The sequence below is a fragment of the Pseudomonas arsenicoxydans genome (genome assembly GCF_900103875.1).
Classification (GTDB): domain Bacteria; phylum Pseudomonadota; class Gammaproteobacteria; order Pseudomonadales; family Pseudomonadaceae; genus Aquipseudomonas; species Aquipseudomonas arsenicoxydans.
This window is the reverse complement of sequence record NZ_LT629705.1, coordinates 79505-102680: the sequence shown is the minus strand read 5'-3', so window position 1 is coordinate 102680 and position 23176 is coordinate 79505. Positions and strand designations below refer to the sequence as shown.

At 58.7% G+C, this 23176-nt stretch carries 18 protein-coding genes and 1 pseudogene; 6 read left to right on the top strand and 13 right to left on the bottom strand.

Annotation, left to right across the window (positions count from 1 at the left end):
- Positions 1 to 461: 461 nt before the first annotated feature.
- Genes BLQ41_RS00510 through BLQ41_RS00495 form a run of 4 tightly spaced genes read right to left on the bottom strand, consistent with a single transcriptional unit; the run spans position 462 to position 3912 of the window.
- On the bottom strand, positions 462 to 1619 hold the full coding sequence (locus tag BLQ41_RS00510; RefSeq protein WP_090175589.1) for an osmoprotectant ABC transporter ATP-binding protein OsmV: 1158 nt from the start codon (positions 1617 to 1619) through the stop codon (positions 462 to 464).
- Positions 1616 to 2269: an ABC transporter permease gene (locus tag BLQ41_RS00505; protein WP_090175586.1), complete on the bottom strand. Its 654-nt coding sequence runs from the start codon at positions 2267 to 2269 to the stop codon at positions 1616 to 1618. Before BLQ41_RS00505 ends, BLQ41_RS00510 begins: the two co-directional genes overlap by 4 nt.
- Positions 2270 to 2281: 12 nt before the next feature.
- Positions 2282 to 3175 carry a glycine betaine ABC transporter substrate-binding protein gene (locus tag BLQ41_RS00500; protein WP_090175584.1) on the bottom strand — a complete coding sequence of 298 codons (894 nt, stop codon included), beginning with the start codon at positions 3173 to 3175 and terminating at the stop codon, positions 2282 to 2284.
- A gap of 20 nt (positions 3176 to 3195) precedes the next feature.
- Entirely contained in the window at positions 3196 to 3912 is a 717-nt protein-coding gene (locus BLQ41_RS00495; protein ID WP_090175580.1) for an ABC transporter permease, read from the bottom strand.
- Positions 3913 to 4277: 365 nt separating this feature from the next.
- Between BLQ41_RS00495 and BLQ41_RS00490 the strand changes: the two genes are divergently transcribed.
- From BLQ41_RS00490 to BLQ41_RS00480, 3 genes and pseudogenes are all read left to right on the top strand, one after another.
- On the top strand, positions 4278 to 5861 hold the full coding sequence (locus BLQ41_RS00490; RefSeq protein WP_090175577.1) for a peptide chain release factor 3: 1584 nt from the start codon (positions 4278 to 4280) through the stop codon (positions 5859 to 5861).
- A 115-nt stretch (positions 5862 to 5976) separates the two neighbouring features.
- Positions 5977 to 7230: pseudogene (locus tag BLQ41_RS00485) on the top strand (IS3 family transposase).
- A 260-nt stretch (positions 7231 to 7490) separates the two neighbouring features.
- Entirely contained in the window at positions 7491 to 7742 is a 252-nt protein-coding gene (locus BLQ41_RS00480) for a hypothetical protein (protein WP_090175575.1), read from the top strand.
- 117 nt (positions 7743 to 7859) lie between these two features.
- On the opposite strand, the gene BLQ41_RS00475 is transcribed toward BLQ41_RS00480, so the two are convergent.
- The 8 genes from BLQ41_RS00475 to BLQ41_RS00440 form a co-directional block, all read right to left on the bottom strand.
- Positions 7860 to 8840, bottom strand: coding sequence for a peptide ABC transporter ATP-binding protein (locus BLQ41_RS00475; RefSeq protein WP_046045819.1), 981 nt, complete (start codon positions 8838 to 8840; stop codon positions 7860 to 7862).
- Complete coding sequence (locus BLQ41_RS00470) at positions 8840 to 9808, bottom strand: ABC transporter ATP-binding protein (protein ID WP_090175571.1); 969 nt, start codon at positions 9806 to 9808, stop codon at positions 8840 to 8842. Before BLQ41_RS00470 ends, BLQ41_RS00475 begins: the two co-directional genes overlap by 1 nt.
- Positions 9809 to 9818: 10 nt before the next feature.
- Positions 9819 to 10730, bottom strand: coding sequence for an ABC transporter permease subunit (locus tag BLQ41_RS00465; RefSeq protein WP_090188310.1), 912 nt, complete (start codon positions 10728 to 10730; stop codon positions 9819 to 9821).
- A gap of 13 nt (positions 10731 to 10743) precedes the next feature.
- Positions 10744 to 11754, bottom strand: coding sequence for an ABC transporter permease subunit (locus tag BLQ41_RS00460; RefSeq protein ID WP_090175568.1), 1011 nt, complete (start codon positions 11752 to 11754; stop codon positions 10744 to 10746).
- Between the two features lie 72 nt (positions 11755 to 11826).
- A complete protein-coding gene (locus tag BLQ41_RS00455) occupies positions 11827 to 13422 on the bottom strand; it encodes an ABC transporter substrate-binding protein (RefSeq protein WP_090175565.1) in 1596 nt (531 codons plus the stop codon).
- Between the two features lie 77 nt (positions 13423 to 13499).
- Positions 13500 to 14912, bottom strand: coding sequence for an OprD family porin (locus tag BLQ41_RS00450; protein ID WP_090175562.1), 1413 nt, complete (start codon positions 14910 to 14912; stop codon positions 13500 to 13502).
- A 172-nt stretch (positions 14913 to 15084) separates the two neighbouring features.
- Positions 15085 to 16686 (bottom strand): ABC transporter substrate-binding protein, encoded by a 1602-nt coding sequence (locus BLQ41_RS00445; RefSeq protein ID WP_090175560.1) that lies wholly within the window; start codon positions 16684 to 16686, stop codon positions 15085 to 15087.
- A 303-nt stretch (positions 16687 to 16989) separates the two neighbouring features.
- A complete protein-coding gene (locus BLQ41_RS00440; protein ID WP_090175557.1) occupies positions 16990 to 18615 on the bottom strand; it encodes an ABC transporter substrate-binding protein in 1626 nt (541 codons plus the stop codon).
- A 1137-nt stretch (positions 18616 to 19752) separates the two neighbouring features.
- Between BLQ41_RS00440 and BLQ41_RS00430 the strand changes: the two genes are divergently transcribed.
- Positions 19753 to 20124, top strand: a complete 372-nt coding sequence (locus BLQ41_RS00430) for a DUF6124 family protein (RefSeq protein WP_090175554.1) — start codon at positions 19753 to 19755, stop codon at positions 20122 to 20124.
- A gap of 131 nt (positions 20125 to 20255) precedes the next feature.
- Here the strand turns inward: BLQ41_RS00430 and BLQ41_RS00425 are convergent, their stop codons facing one another.
- Positions 20256 to 20972, bottom strand: coding sequence for an SIMPL domain-containing protein (locus BLQ41_RS00425; RefSeq protein WP_090175552.1), 717 nt, complete (start codon positions 20970 to 20972; stop codon positions 20256 to 20258).
- 319 nt (positions 20973 to 21291) lie between these two features.
- Here BLQ41_RS00425 and BLQ41_RS00420 point away from each other — a divergent pair, with 319 nt between their 5' ends.
- Positions 21292 to 22554, top strand: a complete 1263-nt coding sequence (locus BLQ41_RS00420) for an ATP-binding protein (protein WP_090175549.1) — start codon at positions 21292 to 21294, stop codon at positions 22552 to 22554.
- Positions 22547 to 23107: a response regulator transcription factor gene (locus tag BLQ41_RS00415; protein WP_007901386.1), complete on the top strand. Its 561-nt coding sequence runs from the start codon at positions 22547 to 22549 to the stop codon at positions 23105 to 23107. Before BLQ41_RS00420 ends, BLQ41_RS00415 begins: the two co-directional genes overlap by 8 nt.
- The last annotated feature ends 69 nt before the right edge of the window (positions 23108 to 23176 follow it).

Genomic DNA, 23176 nt, shown 5'->3' with positions numbered 1-23176 from the left:
GGCTCCTACTGGCAAACGTTAGTAATCAATGGGTGCAAATGAACGTCCTCCGTATCCCCACTTTGGTTCGCCTACTTCCCAAGGCATGTCGCCGAAAGCAAAAAGGCCATGGGAGGCGGTGCTTCCCTTGGCCTTGCTGTCTCGTCGTCAGTACTTGAGCCGGATGGATCGTTTCCAGCATGGACGTTCGGCGCGAACTTTAGGGCGTGAGGGGCTTGAGATCAACTAAAAATGTCGCGTTTTTGCACGCTTCCGTCGTGCGGTCCCCGACAGTTACTGATGTAACCGACCTGCATGACAGTGTGATGTTCCCCTGGCAGGGAGATTTGCGGCGCATCAGGAGGATTTGTGGTGCCCCCAATCGCGGGCAAGCCCGCTCCCACATTGGATCTCTGTCAGCTCACAATTTTGTGGATGACCGCGGACCAGTGTGGGAGCGGGCTTGCCCGCGATGGCGTCTGTCAGGCCAACGCAGTCTCGGCCGGCGAAACAATGCTGGTCTTGCCGCCACGGGACTTGCCGGAGCTCAGATACTCGGCAATCGATTCCTGCGTCACTTCACCAAGGAACACCCGCTCGGCATCCATCACCGGCAGCCACGAACGGTTGAACTCGTACATGCGCGACAGCAGGATGCGCAAATGTTCGTCGAACGCCGCCGTGGCATTGAACTCGCGCAAGTATTGCGCACATGTCCCGGTCTGACGGTGCAGGTCGCGACGTCGTACATAACCGAGCGCCTTGTTCTCACCATCGGTGACCACTACATAACGACGGTCCAGTTCATCCATCAACTCCAGGGCCTCGGCCACAGGCGTTTGCGGGCTGACCGACGGTGCGTTGTCCGCCGCGTCTTCGGCTTTCACCAGCAACAGGCGCTTGAGGGTGCTGTCCTGGCCAACGAAGTTGCTGACAAAGTCATCCGCCGGGTGGGCGAGCAGGGTGTCCGGGTGATCGATCTGCAACAGCTTGCCGGCGCGGAAGATCGCAATCTTGTCGCCCAGCTTGATCGCTTCATCGATGTCGTGGCTGACCATGATCACGGTCTTGTTCAGCGCTCGTTGCATCTCGAAGAACTCGTTCTGGATCATCTCGCGGTTGATCGGGTCGACCGCGCCAAACGGTTCGTCCATCAACAACAACGGAGCATCTGCCGCCAGCGCACGAATCACGCCGATCCGCTGCTGCTGGCCACCCGACAACTCACGCGGGTAGCGATTCAGATACTGCTTGGGTTCCAGCTTGATCATGCTCATCAACTCGCGAGCGCGGTCGTGGCATTTCTGTTTGTCCCAGCCGAGAAGACGAGGAACGATGGTGATGTTTTCTTCGATGGTCATGTTCGGGAACAGACCGATCTGCTGGATCACATAGCCGATGTTGCGGCGCAGGGTCACCGCGTCGAGATCGGTGGTGTCTTCGCCGTTGATCAGGATCTTGCCGGAGGTCGGCTTGATCAGTCGGTTGATCATCTTCAGCGTGGTGCTTTTGCCGCAACCCGATGGCCCGAGGAACACGCAGATTTCGCCTTCATTGACGGTCAGGCTTACCGAGTCCACGGCTTTTACGTCTTTGCCGTTGCTTTGGAAGGTCTTGCTGAGGTTTTGAAGTTCGATCATTTGAGCAGTCCTTTTGGAGTCAGCGTGCGTTGCAGCCATTGCAGAAGCAGGTCGGCGAAGATGGCCAGGAGACTGACCAGCACGGCGCCGACGATCAGCATCGACATGTCGCTGCGGCTGATTGAAGCGAGAATGAGTACACCGAGGCCACCGGCGCCGATGGTCGCAGCGATGGTCATGACACCAATGTTCATGACCACGGCGGTGCGCACGCCAGCGAGGATCACCGGCACCGCGATTGGCAGTTCGACCATGCGCAGGCGCTGGCCGAAGGTCATGCCGATGCCACGGGCGGCTTCGCGAATGCCAGGGTCGACGCCGGTCAGCGCCAGGTAGGTGTTACGCATGATCGGCAGCAGTGAATACAAAAACACCGCGGTGATCGCTGGCATCGGGCCCAGGCCCTGGCCGAATTTTGAGTAGAACGGCAGCAGCAGGCCGAACAGGGCAATCGACGGCACCGTCAGCAACACCGTGGCGCTGGCTTGCAAGGGGCCAGCGAGCGTTGGGAAACGCGTCATCAGGACACCCAGCGGTACGCCCACGAGGATCGCCAGTGTCACCGCTATGCCGACCAGGGTGATGTGCTGCCAGGTCAGGTGCAGCACCAGCGGCCAGTCGAGATGGGAAAAGGCGTTCAGAAATTCCATGGCTTTTCCTCCTCAGTTGATAGGGTGCTGGCGCAGGAAATCTGCGGCAACGGATGAAGGGCTTTCGTGATCGACATCGACCCGCGCGTTGAGCTGGCGCATGGTGGCGTCATCGAACAGTTCAGCCAGAGGCTTGATCTCCTCCGCCAGTTGCGGATGGGCGTCGAGGTAGTCCTGACGCACCACGGGAGCGGCGGTGTAATCCGGGAAATAGTGCTTGTCGTCTTCGAGCAGCTTGAGCTTGAAGGCGTTCAAACGACCGTCGGTGGTGTAGACCAGGCCGGCAAACACTTGGCTGTTGCGCAACGCGGTGTAGACCAGCCCGGCGTCCATCTGGCGGATGTTCTTGCGGGTCAGGTTCATGCCGTACAGCTCAACCATGCCGTCCAGCCCGTCGGAACGGTTGGCGAACTCGGTGTCCAGGGCGACGAGGTGATCTGACTTCGCCTCAGCCTGCAACACCGTGTTCAGCTCGCTGATGGTGTTGATCTGCGGATAAGCCTTTGCGGTTTTTTCCGGCAGCGCCAGGGCGTAGGTGTTACTGAACTTCGACGGCGTGAGCCAGACCAGGCCTTTTTTCGCGTCGAGTTCTTTCACCTTGGCGTAGGACTGGGCGCTGTCGAGCTTGTCCGTGATGTGGTTGTACGCCACCAGCGAGACGCCGGTGTATTCCCACATCAAATCCAGCTGACCACTTTCGTGGGCGCTGCGGGCCAGGTTGCTGCCCAGACCGCCGGTGACTTGAGTGTCATACCCCTTGGTGCGCAGGTATTGAGACGTGATTTCAGCCAGCAAGGTCTGTTCGGTGAACACCCGGGCGCCGATGCGGATTACCGGTTTTTCAGCGGCTTGGGCGAAACCTGCGAACAGCAGGGCGCAGCCCAATATAAAGGTCAGTCTTTTCATGATTATTCCTTTGCCGAGGCTTAAGACGGGCGTAGGCCGCGTTCGAGCCAGAGGCGGCTGGCGAGTGTCACCAGGCCGTCGAGCAGCAAGGCCAGCAAGGCGGTGCAGGCCGCGCCGAGCAGCAGTTGCGGCTGATTGTTCAGGGCGATGCCAGGGAAAATCAGGCTGCCCAGGCTGTTGGCGCCAATCAGGAACGCCAGTGGTGCCGTCCCGACGTTGATCGCCAGGGCCACGCGCACGCCACCAATGATGATCGGCACGGCGTTGGGCAATTCGACCCGCCACAGCACCTGAGTCGGTGTCATGCCGATACCGACCGCCGCTTCTTTGAGCGAACCCTGGACGTTTTTCAGGCCTTCATAGGTGTTGCGCACGATCGGCAACAGCGAGGCGAGGAACAGGGCGAAGATCGCGGGGCCGCTGCCGATGCCCAGAATCCCCAGGGCGATAGCGAGTACGGCGAGAGGCGGCACGGTGTTGCCGATGTTGAAGATCTGCATGAAGCGTTCAGCACGGTCAACCATGGTTGGGCGGCTGAGGAAGATACCGGCGGGTATGCCCACGACAAGGGCGGCCAGCATGGAGACAAGGACAAGAATCAGATGAGCTTGCAGGTAAAACAATAAATCGTCGCGGTAATGTTCGATCGTGTTGATGCCAATCCAGTGGACCAGCAGGGCCAGGAGAGCGACGACAACCGCACCTCCAATAAGCCCCTTGCCATAGCGAATAGCCACAGGCGGACTCCTTTTTTTCTTGGTCGGCGAACGCAGTCCCGTGTGGCATGCCATTCCTGGCTGCCGGGAAAAACAACGTTCGCGAGAAGCAGCGCGTTCTATGTCCGCAAAGGGACATGAATCGAGCCATAAGCGCAGCCTCGTCAGGCTAACTTGCAGATTTTTCAAACCCTGCTACGAGTGCTGTAACAGGGGAGTGGACGCCTCCACCTTTTAAAAGGTTCCATATTTAACAGCATTTAGCCACCGTTGATCCTCCAGGGGGCCGTCAATCGCCATTGGCGACAGGGCGAACGGTGGTCCGTCGATGCCGGTTTGCGCTATACTCGCCGCCCTTTTTTGAATCACCTGCCAGGCGATTTCCCATGACCAAACAGGCCGCCGAAGTCGCGAAACGCCGCACTTTCGCCATTATTTCCCACCCCGATGCCGGTAAAACCACCATCACCGAGAAGCTCTTGCTTATGGGCAAGGCGATTGCAATTGCTGGCACGGTGAAGTCTCGCAAGTCCGACCGCCATGCCACCTCCGACTGGATGGAAATGGAAAAGCAACGGGGTATTTCCATTACCACGTCGGTCATGCAGTTCCCGTATCGTGACCACATGATCAACCTGCTCGACACCCCGGGCCACGAAGACTTCTCCGAAGATACCTACCGCACCCTGACGGCGGTGGACTCGGCCTTGATGGTTCTCGACGGCGGTAAGGGTGTAGAGCCGCGGACCATCGCGTTGATGGACGTTTGCCGTCTGCGTGACACGCCGATCGTCAGCTTCATCAACAAACTCGACCGCGACATCCGCGACCCGATCGAGCTGCTCGACGAGATCGAAGCGGTCCTGAAGATCAAGGCTGCGCCGATCACCTGGCCGATCGGTTGCTACCGCGACTTCAAGGGCGTGTATCACCTCGCCGACGACTACATCATCGTGTACACCGCCGGTCACGGCCACGAGCGCACCGATGTGAAAATCATCGAAAAGCTCGACTCCGATGAAGCTCGCGCGCATTTGGGCGATGAATACGATCGTTTCGTCGATCAGCTGGAACTGGTACAGGGCGCCTGCCACGAGTTCAACCAGCAGGAATTCCTCGACGGCCAACTGACCCCGGTGTTCTTCGGTACGGCCCTGGGCAACTTCGGTGTCGATCACGTGCTCGACGCCGTGGTCAACTGGGCGCCGAAACCGCTGGCCCGTGTCGCCAACGAGCGCACCGTGGAGCCGATTGAAGAAAAATTCACCGGCTTCGTGTTCAAGATCCAGGCGAACATGGACCCCAAACACCGCGACCGTATCGCCTTCATGCGTATCTGCTCTGGCAAGTACGAAAAGGGCATGAAGATGCGCCACGTGCGCACCGGCAAGGACGTGCGGATCGGCGACGCCCTGACCTTCTTCTCCTCCGAGCGTGAGCAACTGGAAGAGGCGTTTGCCGGCGACATCATCGGTTTGCACAACCACGGCACCATCCAGATCGGCGACACCTTCACCGAAGGCGAGGTCCTGGGCTTCACCGGCATCCCGCACTTCGCCCCAGAACTGTTCCGTCGTGTGCGTCTGCGAGACCCGCTGAAATCCAAGCAACTGCGCCAAGGCTTGCAGCAATTGGCGGAAGAGGGCGCAACCCAGGTGTTCTTCCCCGAGCGCAGCAACGACATCATCCTCGGCGCCGTTGGTGTGCTGCAGTTCGATGTGGTCGCCAGCCGCTTGAAAGAGGAATACAAGGTCGAGTGCTCCTATGAGCCGATCACCGTGTATTCCGCGCGCTGGATCGATTGCGACGACAAGAAGAAGTTTGAGGAATTCCGGGTCAAGGCCGTGGAAAACCTGGCGGTCGACGGCGGTGGTCACCTGACCTACCTTGCGCCGACACGGGTCAACCTGGCGCTGATGGAAGAGCGCTGGCCGGACGTGAAATTCCGTGCGACGCGCGAGCATCACTAAGCGTTAGATGGTCGGTCAGAGCAAAGGCGAAGCTTTCGGGCTTCGCCTTTTTTTATGGGGCTGTCCCGTCCTGAATAAGGTTTACACCTTCTGATCTGTTTTTCAGGAGGACGTAATGGAATCCGCAAAAAGGCGTAGTCAGCGAGACTACACGCTGACCTTTAAATTGTCGGTCGTCGACCAGGTCGAAAAAGGCGAGCTGAGTTATAAAGAGGCTCAGGAGCGCTACGGGATTCAAGGCAAAACGACCGTTCTGACATGGTTACGCAAGCACGGTCGTCAAGATTGGAGCCCCGGCACCTACATTGGCTCGCCGAGGATGGGGTCTATGCCCGACAAAAACCGACCATTAACGCCAGAGCAGCGCATCAAAGAGCTTGAAGAGCAGTTGGCGCTGTCCAATCAGAAAGCGCAGTTTTTCGAGGCCGTCGTGGACGTCTTGAAAAATGACTACGGTCTCTCTGTCGTAAAAAAGCGTCCCGGCAAGTCCTCGCGCAAAAACGAATCCAAAACCTGAGCATCAGCAGGGCTTGCCAGTTCATGGGGATAAGCCGACAGGCTTACTACAAACGCAATCGCGCCGATGCTGCTCGTCTGATTCTGGATCAGAAAGTTGCCGATTTCGTTCAGCAAAAGCGCCTGCGGCAGCCGCGGTTGGGCACTAGAAAGCTGCATTACCTGCTGCAATGTCAGCCGCTGCTTGAGCTGCAAGTAGGGCGAGATCGCCTGTTTTCGATTCTGCGCGAACGGCGTTTATTGGTAGCGCGAAAGCGGGCGTATCACAAGACAACCGACAGTCATCATCGCTTTCGACGCCATCCGAACCTGCTCAAACCGGGGCCTGAACAGGTTGTTCCCAGCGGCCCGGAACAGGTTTGGGTGGCTGACATCACCTATCTGCCCACTCAGGAAGGCGTGGCCTATCTGAGCCTTGTGACGGATGCTTTTTCGCGAAAGATCGTGGGCTATCACGTCCATGAAAGCCTGCACACCGAGTCGGTCGCGCAAGCGCTGCGCCGGGCGGTGAAGCACCGTCGAACGGAGCAGCCACTGGTTCATCACTCGGACAGAGGCAGCCAGTATTGCTCGGGAATGTACCAGGAACTGCACGCGAAACACGGCATCAGGTGTTCGATGACGGACGGCTATGACTGCTACCAAAATGCCTTGGCAGAGCGGGTCAACGGGATATTGAAGACGGAGCTTTTGCTCCAGCGACCACAGGATTTAACGCAGGCGAAGAAGATGGTGAGCGAGTCGGTATCGATCTACAACCGCGAGCGTCCGCACCTGTCGTTGAAATACAAAACGCCCGAGGCGATGCATCGGGCGTTAGGGTGAAACAGGTGTAAACCTATTTCAGGACTAGACAGGCAAAAGATCGCAGCCTCGTTTCACTCGACAGCTCCTACATTGGAATGCGCCGCCCTGTAGGAGCTGTCGAGTGAAACGAGGCTGCGATCTTTTGATCTTTTCGGCATTACCTTTATTCAAAACCAATCTTCCCACCAGCGGCATTCCGTCTATTCATTAGCGTCCTATCTGGAGAACCGCGCCGATCAGAACTAGATTTCAATCAGCGCTCCGACAGGCAACCATGCTTCACCTCAAGAAAGGATGGATTCGGCTATGAGCATTTTTCAACGCATTGTGTTGTTGCTAAAGGTTTTGGTGATGCTGTCCGTGGGCATGTCTGCAGCTTGGGCGCAGTGCACGGATCAGGGAGAACACGCTTCCAGCGGGCAGGCGATGCACACGGGCCAGATGATTGCCAAGTCCGACTCGGAACCGGGCGATGAGGATCAAGGCGGAACCAAAGGCGATGACGATTCGACCACGGACGAGCCTGACACTGACGAAGAGGACGACAGTCAGACCTAGAAGGTAAATCACGGGCAAAAGAAAACCCCTTCTGCCCCGATTGATGCGCAATCGAAATAGAAGGGGCTGTTGAGGCAGGTCAGGTATCACTGTGGGAGCAAACTCGCTCCCACATGTTTATGCCGCACCGTCGAGGAATTGCTCGGCGTAGTGGCAAGCAACCTGGCGGCTGTCGAGCAGGCGCAGGGCCGGCTCTTCAGTGCTGCAGCGCTCGGTCGCGTACGGGCAGCGCTTGTGGAAAGCGCAACCCGACGGCGGGTTCAACGGGTTGGGCAACTCGCCGACGATCTTGATTTTCGGCTTGTTCGGGTCCGGGTGAATGGTCGGGGTAGCCGACAGCAACGCCTGGGTGTACGGGTGCAGAGGACGCTCGTAGATGTCGTTCTTCGGACCCATTTCCACCGGGCGACCGAGGTACATCACCATCACGTCATCGGCAACGTGTTGCACCACCGCCAGGTTGTGCGAGATGAACACGTAGGCGGTGTTGAACTCTTGCTGCAAATCCATGAACAGGTTCAGCACCTGGGCCTGGATCGACACGTCCAGCGCCGACGTCGGCTCATCCGCCACCAGCACTTTGGGCTGCAACATCATCGCCCGGGCCAGCGCGATCCGCTGACGCTGACCGCCAGAGAACATGTGCGGATAACGCTGGTAGTGCTCAGGACGCAAGCCCACCTGCTTCATCATCGCCTGCACTTTCTCGCGACGCTCGGCGGCGGAGAGGTTGGTGTTGATCAGCAGCGGCTCGCCGAGCTGATCTCCGACTTTCTGCCGTGGGTTCAACGAGGCGTATGGGCTCTGGAACACCATCTGCACGTCTTTGCGCAGTTGCTTGCGTTGAGCCTTGTCGGCACCGGTGACTTCTTGCCCGGCGATTTTCAGGGAGCCGGAGGACGGCTCCTCGATCAGCGTCAGGGCACGGGCCAGGGTGGATTTGCCGCAGCCCGATTCGCCAACCACAGCGAGGGTTTTGCCGGCTTCGAGTTCAAACGACACACCGTTCAGGGCGCGTACGGTCGCATGGCCCTTGAACAGGCCACGGGACACTTCGTAGTGACGGGTCAGGTCGCGGGCGGTAAGTACGACGGCCATTACGCCACCTCCTGATTCAGCGGGTAGAAGCAGCGGGCAAGGCTGTTGCTTTTCGGGTCAAGGGTTGGGCGTTGCTGACGGCAGGATTCCTGCACGTACGGGCAACGCGGCGACAGCAGGCAACCCTGTGGACGGTCATAACGACCGGGAACGATGCCCGGCAGCGTGGCCAGGCGTGTGGCGCCCAGGCTGTGTTCCGGAATCGCCTTGAGCAGCGCTTCGCTGTACGGGTGCGCCGGAATGTCGAACAACTGAGGCACCTGACCGACTTCCACTGCTTGGCCGGCGTACATCACGCACACGCGCTGGGCAGTTTCGGCCACGACCGCGAGGTCGTGAGTGATCAGCACCAGGCCCATGTTCTGCTCTTTCTGCAACGCCAGCAGCAGGTCCATGATTTGGGCCTGAATGGTCACGTCGAGCGCGGTGGTTGGTTCGTCGGCGATCAGCAGTTTCGGCTCGCCGGCAATCGCCATGGCAATCGCGACGCGCTGGCTCATACCGCCGGACAGTTGGTGCGGGTAGGCGTCCATACGGCTGGCAGCACCCGGGATTTCAACTTTTTCCAGCAGTTCGATGGCCCGTGCGCGGGCTTGCTTGCCGGACATTTTCAGGTGCAGGCGCAGCACTTCTTCGATCTGGAAACCGACGGTGTAGCTTGGGTTCAGCGCGGTCATCGGGTCCTGGAAGACCATGGCCAGGTCTTTGCCGACAATTTGCCGACGCTGACGGTTGCTGAGCTTGAGCATGTCCTTGCCGTCGAAATTCAGCGCGTCGGCGGTGACGATCCCCGGATGCTCGATCAGGCCCATCAGCGCCATCATGGTCACGGATTTACCGGAACCCGACTCGCCAACGATGGCCAGGACTTCGCCCTTGTCCACGGTAATGTCGAGCCCGTCGACTACCGGAACGGCGTTCTTGTCGCCAAAGCGAACGTTGAGATTCTTGATTTCTAACAGTGACATTTGAATCTCCTCAGGCGGCGTTCTTGAGTTTCGGGTCCAGCGCATCGCGCAGACCGTCGCCCATCAAGTTGATTGCCAGCACGCTGAGCAAAATGGTCAGACCCGGCAGGCTTACCACCCACCAGGCGCGTTCGATGTAGTCGCGAGCCGAAGCCAGCATGGTGCCCCACTCAGGGGTTGGCGGTTGTACGCCAAGGCCGAGGAAGCCCAGTGCGGCGGCGTCGAGAATCGCCGAAGAAAAGCTCAAGGTGGCCTGAACGATCAGCGGTGCCATGCAGTTGGGCAGCACGGTGACGAACATCAGGCGTGGCAGACCGGCACCAGCCAGGCGCGCGGCGGTCACGTAGTCGCGGTTCAATTCGCCCATCACCGCGGCGCGGGTCAGACGAACGTAGGACGGCAACGAAACCACGGCGATGGCAATGATGGTGTTGATCAGGCCAGGGCCGAGGATGGCGACAATCGCCACGGCCAGCAGCAGCGATGGCAGGGCCAGCATGATGTCCATCAGGCGCATGATGGTCGGGCCGAGCACGCGCGGGAAGAACCCGGCGAACAGACCCAGCAGGATGCCCGGAATCAGCGACATCACCACCGACGACAAGCCGATCAGCAGGGACAGACGCGAACCGTTGATCAGCCGCGACAGCAGGTCGCGACCCAGTTCATCGGTGCCGAGCAGGAACTGGATCTGCCCACCTTCCAGCCAGGCCGGCGGGGTCAGCAGGAAGTCGCGGTACTGCTCACTCGGGTTATGCGGGGAAACCCAAGGCGCGAAGATCGCGCAGAAAATCACCAGCAGCATGAACAGCAGGCCGGCGACGGCGCCTTTGTTCTTGGAAAACGCTTGCCAGAATTCTTTGTACGGGGACGGATACAGCAGGCTTTGATCGACTGCTACCGCTGGAATTGAAGTGGTCATGGTCATAATGATCTCAGCGCTGGTGACGAATGCGTGGGTTGGCAAAGCCGTAGAGGATGTCCACCACGAAGTTGACCAGAATCACCAGGCAGGCGATTAACAGGATGCCGTTCTGCACGACTGGGTAGTCCCGTGCGCCAATGGCTTCGATCAGCCATTTGCCGATGCCGGGCCACGAGAAGATGGTTTCGGTCAGGACCGCACCGGCCAGCAACGTGCCGACTTGCAGGCCGACCACGGTGAGTACCGGGATCAGCGCGTTGCGCAGGCCATGAACGAACACCACGCGCGCTGGCGACAGGCCTTTGGCGCGGGCAGTACGGATGTAGTCTTCGCGCAGCACTTCGAGCATCGAAGAACGGGTCATCCGCGCGATAACGGCCAGCGGGATGGTGCCGAGCACGATGGCTGGCAGGATCAGGTGATGCAGGGCATCGAAGAAGGCACCGATGTCATCGGCCAGCAACGTGTCGATGAGCATGAAGCCGGTGCGCGGCTCGATGTCGTAGAGCAGGTCGATCCGCCCGGACACCGGGGTCCAGCCCAGGGACACCGAGAAGAACATGATCAGGATCAGGCCCCACCAGAAGATCGGCATCGAATATCCCGCCAGGGAGATGCCCATCACCCCATGGTCGAACAGGGATCCTCGCTTGAGTGCCGCGATCACCCCGGCCAACAGGCCCAGGACGCCGGCGAACAACAGGGCGGCCATGGACAGTTCCAGGGTCGCGGGGAAGAGAGAGGTGAACTCGGTCCAGACGCTTTCACGGGTACGCAGGGACTCGCCGAGATCGCCGTGGGCCAGTTTGCCGATGTAATCCAGGTACTGGGCATACAGCGGTTTGTTCAGACCTAGGCGTTCCATTGCCTGAGCATGCATTTCGGGGTCGACTCGACGTTCGCCCATCATTACTTCCACGGGGTCGCCTGGAATCATGCGAATCAACGCGAAAGTCAGCAAGGTGATGCCGAAGAACGTGGGGATCAATAACCCCAATCGGCGGGCAATAAAACTAAACATCGTGTGGTGTACCTCATCAGCCGGTTAGGCGTGCCCGGCATTCCTGGGTCAGGAATGCCGGTAGTTTCTTATCTACTTCACCTGGGTGGTGGCGAAGTTATTAGTGGTGAGGGGGCTAATGTGATAGCCCTCTACGTTGTTGCGCATTGCGGTGAACATACGGGTGTGCGCCATGCTGATCCATGGCTGGTCCTGGTTGAAAACGACCTGGGCCTGTTCGTAGAGCGCTGCACGTTCCGTCGGGTTCACTTTAGCCCTTGCCTGATCAATCAGCGTCTGGAATTTCTCGTTGCACCAGCGAGCATAGTTTTCGCCGTTCTTGGCGGCTTCGCAACTGAGCATAGGCGTCAGGAAGTTATCCGGGTCGCCGTTGTCGCCCGCCCATCCGGCGGAAACCATGTCGTGCTCACCGTTTTTGGCGCGCTTGAGCATTTCGCCCCATTCCATGACGCGAATATCGATCTTGATCCCGACCTTGGCCAGGTCGGCCTGCATCATCTGCGCGCCGAGCATCGGGTTAGGGTTGGTAGGGCCGCCACCGTTACGGGTGAACAGGGTGAACGTGGTGCCTTCCGGTACACCGGCTTCCTTGAGCAAGGCGCGAGCCTTGTCCAGGTCACGAGGCGGGTTCTTCAGGTCGTGGTTGTAGCCCAGCAACGTGTCCGGGTACGGGTTAACCGCGACCGTGGCGTTGCCTTTGCCGAACAGCGCATTGACATAAGCGGCCTTGTCGAAGGCGATGTCGATGGCTTTACGCACGCGCACATCACTCATGTACTTGTGCGTGGTGTTCATGGCGATGTACGAAACGGTCATCGCGTTCATTTCATCGACTTTGAGTTTTTCGTCTTTCTTGATGCTCGGGATGTCATCCGGTTTCGGATACAGCGCGACCTGGCACTCGTTGGCCTTGAGCTTTTGCAGGCGCACGTTGTTGTCGGTGGCGATCGCCAGGATCAACGCTTCGGCTGGCGGCTTGCCACGGAAGTAGTCCGGGTTGGCCTTGAAGCGAACCTGGGCATCTTTGTTGTAGCGCTGGAACACGAACGGGCCGGTGCCGACGGGCTTGTTGTTCAGGTCGCCGGTCTTGTTGGCCTTGAGCAACTGGTCGGCGTACTCGGCGGAGTAGATCGAGGAGAAGGCCATGGCGATGTCGGCCAGGAATGGCGCTTCACGACGGGTCAGCGTGAACTTGACGGTGTTGTCGTCCACTTTCTCGACGCTTTTGAGCAGTTCCTTGAAGCCCATGCTTTCAAAGTACGGGAAGCCCACGCTCGACAGTTTGTGCCACGGGTGATTCGGGTCCAGCTGACGCTGGAAGCTCCAGACCACATCGTCGGCATTCATGTCGCGGGTCGGCTTGAAGTAATCGGTGGTGTGGAACTTGACGCCTTTGCGCAGGTGGAACGTATAGCTCAGACCGTCCTCGCTGATGTCCCAGGAGTCGGCCAGCGCCGGAATCACTTCAGTGGTGCCGGGCTTGAAGTCCGCCAGGCGATTGAAGATGGTCTCGGCCACCGCATCGGCGGTGACTGCAGTCGTGTACTGGACCATATCGAAGCCTTCCGGGCTGGCTTCGGTGCAGACCACCAGGGGTTTGGCCGAGACGCCAACAGCGACACTCAGCAACGCGGCGGCGATGGCCGCACGTAGGGGAAGCATTTTCATCAAGAACCCTCTGCAATCGGTTAAAGGACAAAAGCCGAACGGCCGACTCATCACTGGATCAGCCGTTCGGCAGTGCATTACAGAATGTTGAACGGGATGGTGGTCACGAGACGGAACTCGTTGATGCTGCCATCACCCTGGTTTTGGCTGGCACGGTGTGCGGTATAGGTCGCGCGAACAGTGGTGGCTTTGAGTGGGCCGCTCTGAATGGCGTACGTAGAGCCGATGCCGTATTCGTAGTGGGTTTCGCCGTCCATGTTCTTAACGTCGTAGGCAGTACCGGTGTAGTGAGTACCGTCGATACCCCAGCCGCGAGCCTGGTAGATGTTGAACTTCAGGCCTGGAACGCCGTATTCAGCCATGTTCAGGCCGTAGGCGATCTGGAAGGATTTCTCGTTCGGGCCGTTGAAGTCAGACAACAGGGAGTTGGCCAGGTAGATGCCGTTGGTTTCGTGCAGGTAGTCGAAGTACTCGTTACCGTTAATTTCCTGGTACGAGAAAGTCAGGCTGTGAGCCTGGTGAGTCAGGCCGAACGACAGGGAGCCGGCTTGGTTGTCGATTTCGCCCAGCAGCTTTTTACCCTGGTCGACGGTTTTGTAGTAGTTCAGGCCGGTGGTCAGGCTCAGTACCGAACTGTCACCCAACACGTGGCTGGCGCCGAAGTAGTACTGGTTCCAGTAGTCTTCGGCCTGGGTCGCCCACAGGCTGGTGGTCAGGCTGGCGAAAGGGGTATAGGTGAGGCCTGCGGTATTAACGTGATCGGTTTCAGCAGTATTGTTTTGGTATTCGGAGCGGAACTTGCTCAGGCTTTCTTCGGTACGCGGTGAAACGCGGTCAAAGGTCCCGAGGTCGAAAGCCAGGTTGTTCAGCTCTTCGCTGTGGATCGCCACACCTTCAAAGCTCGAAGGCAGCGCACGGTTGCCGATGACGTCGACCTGCGGGCTGCTGAAGTTCATGCGGCCGGCGGTCAGGGTGGTGTTGGAGACGCGGGCCTTGACGTTGGCCAGGCCGATTTTGCTCCATTGACCTTGGGCGTCGCCGCCTTCTGTGGTCAGGGTACGGTTGTTGCCCGCGCCTGGACGCGAGCCCGGTGCGCCACCGTTGTTGGACGCCAGGTCCTTGCGATCGCGTTCCAGCGCGACAGCGTTGTAGGCCGCCACTTCAGTGCTGAAACCCACGGTGCCTTCGGTGAAGCCCGAGTTGTATTTGACGATGGTGCCCTGGAGCCAGTTGATACGACGATCAGTCGGGGTCGCTACACCGTCTTTGCGGTAAGTGAACTTGCCACCACGTTTCAATTGTTCGTTGGCGTACCAGTTACGCGTGGTGCCAGTAACCGTGCTGCCTTCGACAAAGCCGGTTGCATCGGCTTGAGCACTTTTGGTGTTGACCGTAACCGGGGTGAATTCCTGGCTTTGGGTTTCTGCGTAAGCCGTGGCGGTTACGCTGCTGATGGCCAGGGCCAATAACGCGGTGCTGCTCAGTTTCATGGGTGAAGCTCCTTTCTTTCTTTTTTTAATGCCGGTCTTTTTGGGTGATCCGGCTATTTGGTTTAGAACTCAATCAAGGCATGGCAAACGTTTGCTGTAGGCCGGATTGGCGAATTACGGCAATACGCTTGCTTGAGGGCGCAAAGCACCCCCAGCGTTTCTGGCTAATCGGTTATTGGTCGATACTGACACCCGAGAACACGTTGCGACCGAAAGGACTCACCTTGAATCCTTCGATTTTGGCGCTCAACGGCTGGTTGACCGTCGAATGGGCGATAGGCGTGATCGGCACTTGCTGCTTGAGATAGTGCTGCGCCTGTTTGTAAAGCACGGTGCGCTGGTCGCGGTCGGTGACGACCTTGGCCTGCTTGATGAACTTGTCGTAAGTGGGGTCACACCACATCGAGTAGTTGTTGCCGCCAATGGCGTCGCAGCTGTAAAGCGTGCCCAGCCAGTTGTCCGGGTCCCCATTGTCGCCGGTCCAGCCGATCAGGCTGATGTCGTGTTCGCCATTCTTGGTGCGCTTGATGTACTCGCCCCATTCGTAGCTGACGATCTTCACCTTGAGACCGATTTTCGCCCAGTCAGCCTGGAGCATCTCGGCCATCAACTTGGCGTTGGGGTTGTAAGGGCGCTGAACCGGCATCGCCCAGAGGGTGATTTCGGTGCCTTCCTTCACGCCGGCAGCCCTGAGCAGTTCCTTGGCTTTTTCCGGGTTGTAGGCAACGTCTTTGATCGTGTCGTCGTAAGACCATTGGGTCGGCGGCATGGCGTTGACCGCCAGCTGGCCGGCGCCCTGGTACACGGCGTTGAGAATGCTTTGTTTGTTCACGGCCATGTCCAGTGCCTGGCGCACTTCGAGCTGGTCGAAAGGCTTGTGGCGGACGTTGTAGGCGATGTAGCCGAGGTTGAAACCGGGCTTCTCGATGAGCTTGAGTTTCGGGTCGTTCTTCAGTGCTGCCACGTCGGCGGGGCGCGGGCTCAGGGTAATCTGGCACTCATTGGCCTTGAGCTTCTGCACGCGCACCGAGGCGTCGGTGTTGATGGCGAAAATCAGGTTGTCGAGCTTGACCCGGCTCGGGTCCCAGTACTGCTTGTTACCGGTGTAACGAATGTTGGAATCTTTCTGGTAGCTCTTGAAGGCGAACGGGCCGGTGCCGATCGGCTTCTGGTTGATGTCGCTGGGCTTGCCTTCGGCCAGCAGCTTGTCGGCGTATTCGGCGGACAGAATGGCGGCGAAGCTCATGGCGATGTTCTGGATGAACGCGGCGTCGACGCTGTTGAGCGTCATGACCACGGTCAGCGGCCCGGTCTTCTCGACCTTGGCGATGTTCTTGTTCAGGCTCATCCCGTTGAAGTACGGGAACTCGGTCGGATAAGCCTTACGGAAAGGTTGCTGTGGATCCAGCATGCGATTAAACGTGAACAGCACGTCATCGGCGTTGAAATCACGGGTTGGCGTGAAGTATTGGGTGGTGTGGAACTTCACCCCTTCGCGCAGGTGAAAGGTGTACTTGAGGCCGTCCTCGGAAATATCCCAGCTCGTTGCCAGGCCTGGCACGACGTTGGTGGCGCCTTTTTCAAACTCTGCCAATCGGTTGTACAGCGGCTCGGCGGCATCGTTATCCGTCGAGGTCGTGTACTGCGCGGTATCGAAGCCAGCAGGGCTGCCTTCGGAGCAGAACACCAGGCTGTTGTTGGCGGCCTGGCTGATGGAAGTGGCGGCCAACAGGCCGGTGCACAGCAATGCGGATAAAACCAAGGTATGGCGCATGACGCTCCCTCTTGTTTAGTGTTTTGACAATGAGCCGCCGTCCCGTCCTGGGACGTGGAGGCATCATTGATCTCAAACCATCATGTGCAGCAAGAACCGAGAGTCCACACATGAACTGGTCGGATCCCGACGGTATGTACCGTGGGTCCGGCAGTAAATGCGTAGAGTCCTAAAGACTCGTGGGAAAAGGCGACGCGTCCTGAACCTCTGCTGTACGACGCAGCGGATTTGGACGTAGGCGGATTCCTGCTTTCTCGGCAGATAAAGCAGCGGCGACGTTAAAAACGTCGCCGCTGCAAAACCTTACTTGCTGACGCTGACGCCGTAGAAGGAGTTCAAGCCAAACGGGCTGATCTTGAAGTCCTGCACGTTGTCGCGCATGGGTTGGAACACCGTCGAGTGAGCGATAGGTGTCATTGGCACAGCATCCTTGAGGACGTGTTGCGCCTGTTTGTACAGTTCGGTGCGCTTGGCCTGGTCGGTTGTGCGCTTGGCTTCTTTAACGATGCCGTCGAACTTCTTGTCGCACCACTTGGAGAAGTTGTTGCCTTGCAGCGAATCACAGCCGAACAGCACGTTCAGCCAGTTGTCCGGGTCACCGTTGTCGCCGCTCCAGCCAATCAGCATCGCGCCGTTTTCGCCGCCTTTGGAGCGCTTGATGTACTCGCCCCACTCGTAAGTCACGATCTTGGCCTTGATACCGATCTTGGCCCAGTCGGACTGCAGCATTTCAGCCATCAGCTTGGCGTTCGGGTTGTACGGACGCTGAACCGGCATCGCCCACAGGTTGATCTCGGTGCCTTCCTTGATGCCGGCTTCCTTGAGCAGCTCTTTGGCTTTCTCAGGGTTGTACGGCGCGTCCTTGATAGTGGTGTCGTAGGACCACTGGGTCGGCGGCATGGCGTTGACGGCCAGTTGGCCAGCGCCCTGGTAAACGGAATCGATGATCTGCTGCTTATTGACGGCCATGTCCAGTGCCTGACGCACTTTCAGTTGGGCCATCGGGTTTGGCTGATCGCTGCCCTTGATCTTGTCCATCACGTTGTAGGCGATGTAACCCAGGTTGAAACCAGCCTGGTTAGGCACTTTCAGGGTCTTGTCTTCTTGCAGCGCCTTCAGGTCGGCTGGACGTGGGAACAGAGTGATCTGGCACTCGTTCTTCTTCAGCTTCTGGATACGCACCGACGGGTCGGTGGTGATGGCGAAGATCAGGTTGTCGATCTTGACGTCGTCAGGCTTCCAGTAGTCCTTGTTCCCGGTGTAGCGGATGTTGGAGTCTTTCTGGTAGCTCTTGAACACGAACGGACCAGTGCCGACCGGCTTCTGGTTGATGTCGGCGGCTTTGCCTTCTTTCAACAACTGGGCAGCGTATTCAGCGGACTGCACGGAAGCGAAGCTCATGGCCATGTTCTGGATGAACGCGGCGTCAACTTCTTTCAGGGTGAACTTGACAGTTTTGTCGTCGACTTTATCGATCTTGGTGATGTTGGTATCCATCCCCATGTCGGTGAAGTACGGGAATTCGGTCGGGTACGCCTTACGGAACGGGTCATCCTTGTTAATCATTCGATTAAAGGTGAACAGCACGTCGTCGGCGTTGAACTCACGAGTAGGCTTGAAGTACGGGGTGGTGTGGAACTTGACGCCTTGACGCAGGTGGAAAGTGTACGTCAGGCCATCCGGGGAAATGTCCCAGCTGGTCGCCAGACCAGGAATGACAGCGGTGCCGCCACGTTCGAACTGGGTCAAACGGTTGAACATGGTTTCTGCAGAGGCGTCGAAGTCGGTTCCGGTGGTGTACTGACCTGGATCGAAACCGGCCGGGCTCCCTTCGGAGCAGAACACCAGGTTAGTCGCTGCTTGGGCGAATGGTGCGCTAGCTAACAAGCTTGCGCCGACTAAAAACGGAATGACCGCGTGTTTAAGCATGTTGGCCTCATGATTTGTTGTCATTTTTGGAATTAGAGGACGACCTCGTGAGTCGTGCCTGCGGATACTAATGCAGGGGCCGTACCCATTGCAAGATCCCGGGCGACCACAGGCGTTAAACAGTGGCACGAACGTACCTTAATGTCGCATATGTATAAATTCATGTTCATTTGACCGTTTGCGCGGGTTTTTTTCGGTGCATTGGGCGCACCCCGGCGGGGCGATCTGGAGGTTTTGCGCACTCAGTTGGGGCGCGGTGTTACTTATTTATACCCGTCATTGTGGGGATCGCGGGGGGGAATGAGATTGAGTTCTTGTTTGGTGGGTAGGTGTTTGTTGTTTAAGGGGTTGTTGTGTCTGGGCGGGCAGATTGTTTCGTTACTGTTGGTCAGTGGGCATCTGGTTTGGATTTCGGGTTTGGTTGTGGGGCTTGGGTGTTTAGGTAGTACCGCCGGGTGCAACCTTTGGTGATTGTGGTGTTTTGTGTACATATCCGTTGCTGCGGTAACGGCGGCTTATGGTTTCGCCCTTACGGCGACTCCCTTTGGCAGACGCCCCAAAGGAAGCAAAGGTCTTCGCCCCGGCGTCCGGCCCCTCGCTAAGGCTCGGTGTTCCTTCGTTCCGGCATTCATCTGGGGGCATCGCCTCCGGTCTGCTTCGCGACGACCTCCTCTCGATGTGTGCGGCTCCGCCGCACGGCGCTGCGCGCCTGCCCCCCAGATGAACGCCTCCACTCAGCCTTCCGAAGGGGCGGGTGGATCAAGATCAAAAGCTGCAGGCGAGCTACCGCTCGGCCTGTTGAGTGGTGAGGAGCGGGCGGTACGCCTCGATTTTTACTGTAGGAGCTGTCGAGTGCAACGAGGCTGCGATCTTTTGATCTTGATCTTGATCTTGACCTCGGCAGCCTAAAATCGACCAACTTCTTTCCGTTGGCCCGATTTCTTGTGTTGAACGATGTGTAAAAAACACAGAGCTTTCCCACGCTTTTTTCAGGTTGCCGGGTAGGACGCGATGTCTCTAATCTCTGGCTGTCGCTGCGATTTCAGCGACCAGGAGTGGAAACCTGAATTCGGTAGGGCGAAGGCCCTCACGACCATAACGGCAAGTGATGGCTCCAATTAAGATCAGGAGCTGCAAATGGACAACGATAATTCCGATTCAAACCTCAATAAAACCAACCCGAATGCCGACGCCACCGAAGCTGAAGCGCTCATCAAAGACCGCGAAGCCATAAAACGCGCCCTCGACTACTACCTCGATCCCCCGAATCAATACACGGCCACCCCCCGTCGTCCCAGCACCATGTTCCTGGTCGCGCCGAACATGGACACCGAAAGCCTGTTGGCCCAAGCCTGCGAGTCCCTGGCTTCCGCGAGTGTCATGGCCAGTGATTTCGCGACTAGCCTGATCGGCCCGCAACGCAATACGGTGTTGGCGATTCAGCAGATCATCATGCTCGCGGAGTTGGCGGTGAATCGGGCGCTGGATAACGTCGATCCGCAGAGCTGATCAAAGACCACGTTATCGTTCATCGATGGCGTCGGACTCAACAGCACTTGCTGCTTCAGTCGGGCTTTTGGCAGGCAATAAAAAACGGCGATCACTTCGGTGATCGCCGTTTTTGTAGACGGATCAGCCAATCAAGGCATCAACACTTCAATCGCGCCGTCCGCCGTCATGCTGACCTGACTCGTGCCCGCCTCAACTTCTGGCGTCACTGGCGCGCTGTCCATGCTCGCCGCTTTCATCATCATCGGGCCGCGCATGTAGGGCTGTGGATAGCCGTTGCTGTTGAGGTTCAGGTTGACGATTTTGTAACTCTTGCCGCCCAGCGCGTCAGTCGCCAGTTGGGCGCGGGCCTTGAAGGCGGTGACGGCGTCTTTGAGCAGCGCGTCTTCGCTGGCTTTGCGTGTTGGTGTGGCGATGGCGAAGTCCATGCCGCCCATTTTCAGGTCGGTCAGCAGTTCGCCGGTCAGCTTGGACAGGGCGGCGAAGTCCGAGCTTTCCAGGCGCAGTTCGGCGCGTTCACGCCAGCCGGTGATTTTCTGGCCCTTGGTGTCGTAGATCGGGTAGCTGTTGCGGCTGCCCTGGCGCAGGGTGATTTCCTTGACCTCTTTGGCCTGGGCCAGCGCCTTGTTCATGGTGGTGCTGACGTCGGCGGCGAGTTTGGCCGGGTCGGTGTTTTGTTCTTCGGTGTAGAGCGTCACGATCATCAGGTCGCGGGGCACTTCCTGACTGACTTCGGCGCGCAGGGAAATCTGGTTGTAATGAAGCTCGTCGGCGGCCAGGGCCGGGAGGCTGGCGACGGTGCCGGCACTGAGGGCAAGAAGGGCGGCGCTGCGGCGGAAACTGTGCATGAAAACTCCTTGGGCGATGCGCAGGGGTTAAAGTCCGAGCCTGCGTGAAACCATCTGACTCTAGCGGTAATGATCCGGTTCGCACAGTTACAACTTCTATACAGATGAAAGGCAGGTGGGCGCTTCGCGACCCATCGCGGGCAAGCCCGCTCCCACAAGTACGGCGGTGAACCTGTGGGAGCGGGCTTGCCCGCGATGGGGGCCTTATAGACGCCACAACCCTTTTTGCCATGTGGCTGTTTGCCGCACTTTTGCCTGCCAGCCCCCGTGCTTGGTTATACTCCGTGCGATCCGCCTGGAGCGCTCATCAGGAGAGCTCATGCTCGCCCCCGTACAAATCACTTCCGCAACTCGCCAGAACCTCTGGCGGCTGACGATCATCCGCACATTGGTGCTCGCCGCTCAAGCCGGCTCCGTGGGCCTGGCCTACTGGTTCGATCTGCTGCCGTTGCCGTGGGTGCAATTGGCGATGACCCTCGGCTGCTCGATGCTGCTGTGCGCATTCACGGCTGTTCGCCTGCGCACTTCGTGGCCGGTGACCGAGCTTGAATATGCCCTGCAACTGGCCTGCGATCTGTTTATCCACAGCGCCTTGCTGTATTTCTCCGGTGGCTCGACCAACCCGTTCGTCTCTTATTACCTGGTGCCGCTGACCATCGCCGCCGTGACGTTGCCGTGGCGCTATTCGGTGATTCTGTCCGGTATCGCCCTGGCGCTTTATACCTTGCTGCTGGCGCGGTTCTATCCGCTGGAAACGTTCCCTATCGCCCGGGAAAACCTGCAGATCTACGGCATGTGGCTGAGCTTTGCCCTTGCGGCAGCCGTCATCACCTTCTTTGCCGCGCGCATGGCCGAAGAGCTGCGTCGTCAGGAAGAGCTGCGCGCCATTCGTCGTGAAGAAGGCCTGCGCGACCAACAGTTGCTGGCCGTTGCGACCCAGGCTGCCGGCGCCGCCCATGAACTGGGCACGCCGCTGGCGACCATGAGCGTGCTGCTCAAGGAAATGCGTCAGGACCATCCAGACCCGCTATTGCAGGACGATTTGAGTGTGCTGCAGGATCAGGTCAAGTTGTGCAAAGAGACTTTGCAACAACTGGTCCGAGCCGCCGAAGCCAATCGCCGCCTGGCGGTGGAAATGCAGGATGTCACCGACTGGCTAGATGAGGCGCTGAACCGCTGGCACCTGATGCGCCCGGAAGCCAGCTACCGCTTCCAGCGCCTGGGCCAGGGCGCCGTGCCGCGCATGGCTCCGCCGCCAGACCTGACGCAAGCTCTGCTGAATTTGCTCAACAACGCCGCCGATGCATGCCCCGAAGGGCTGCAAGTGACGCTGGACTGGAATGCCGAAGACTTGACCATCAGCATTCGGGACCACGGCGCTGGTGTGCCGCTGGCCATTGCCGAACAGATCGGCAAACCGTTTTTTACCACCAAGGGCAAAGGTTTCGGCCTGGGCCTGTTTTTGAGCAAGGCCAGCGTGACACGCGCCGGCGGCTCAGTGAAACTCTACAGTCATGAGGAAGGCGGCACGCTCACCGAGCTGCGCCTGCCCCGTGTCGCCCGAGGAGACGAACATGAGTGACGAGATCCAAGTTGAAGGCGAAGAACTGCCGCATTTGCTGCTGGTGGACGACGATGCAACCTTCACCCGCGTAATGGCCCGCGCCATGGCCCGTCGTGGTTTTCGCGTCAGCACCGCCGGTTCCGCCGAAGAAGGCCTGACCATTGCCCAGGCCGACATCCCGGATTATGCCGCGCTGGACCTGAAAATGGACGGCGACTCGGGTCTGGTGCTGCTGCCCAAACTGCTCGAACTCGACCCGGAAATGCGCGTGGTGATCCTCACCGGTTACTCCAGCATCGCCACCGCCGTCGAGGCAATCAAGCGCGGCGCCTGCAATTACCTGTGCAAACCGGCAGACGCCGACGACGTGCTGGCTGCGCTGCTCTCCGAGCATGCCGACCTCGACACCCTGGTGCCGGAAAACCCGATGTCCGTGGACCGCCTGCAGTGGGAACACATCCAGCGCGTGTTGACCGAGCACGAAGGCAACATCTCCGCCACTGCCCGCGCCTTGGGCATGCATCGCCGCACGCTGCAGCGCAAACTGCAAAAGCGTCCGGTGCGCCGCTGAACGGGCGCTGAACGATCATCGCCTGCGCTCGCAGTAACCCGAACCGATCATTTATGATCGGTTCGTGTG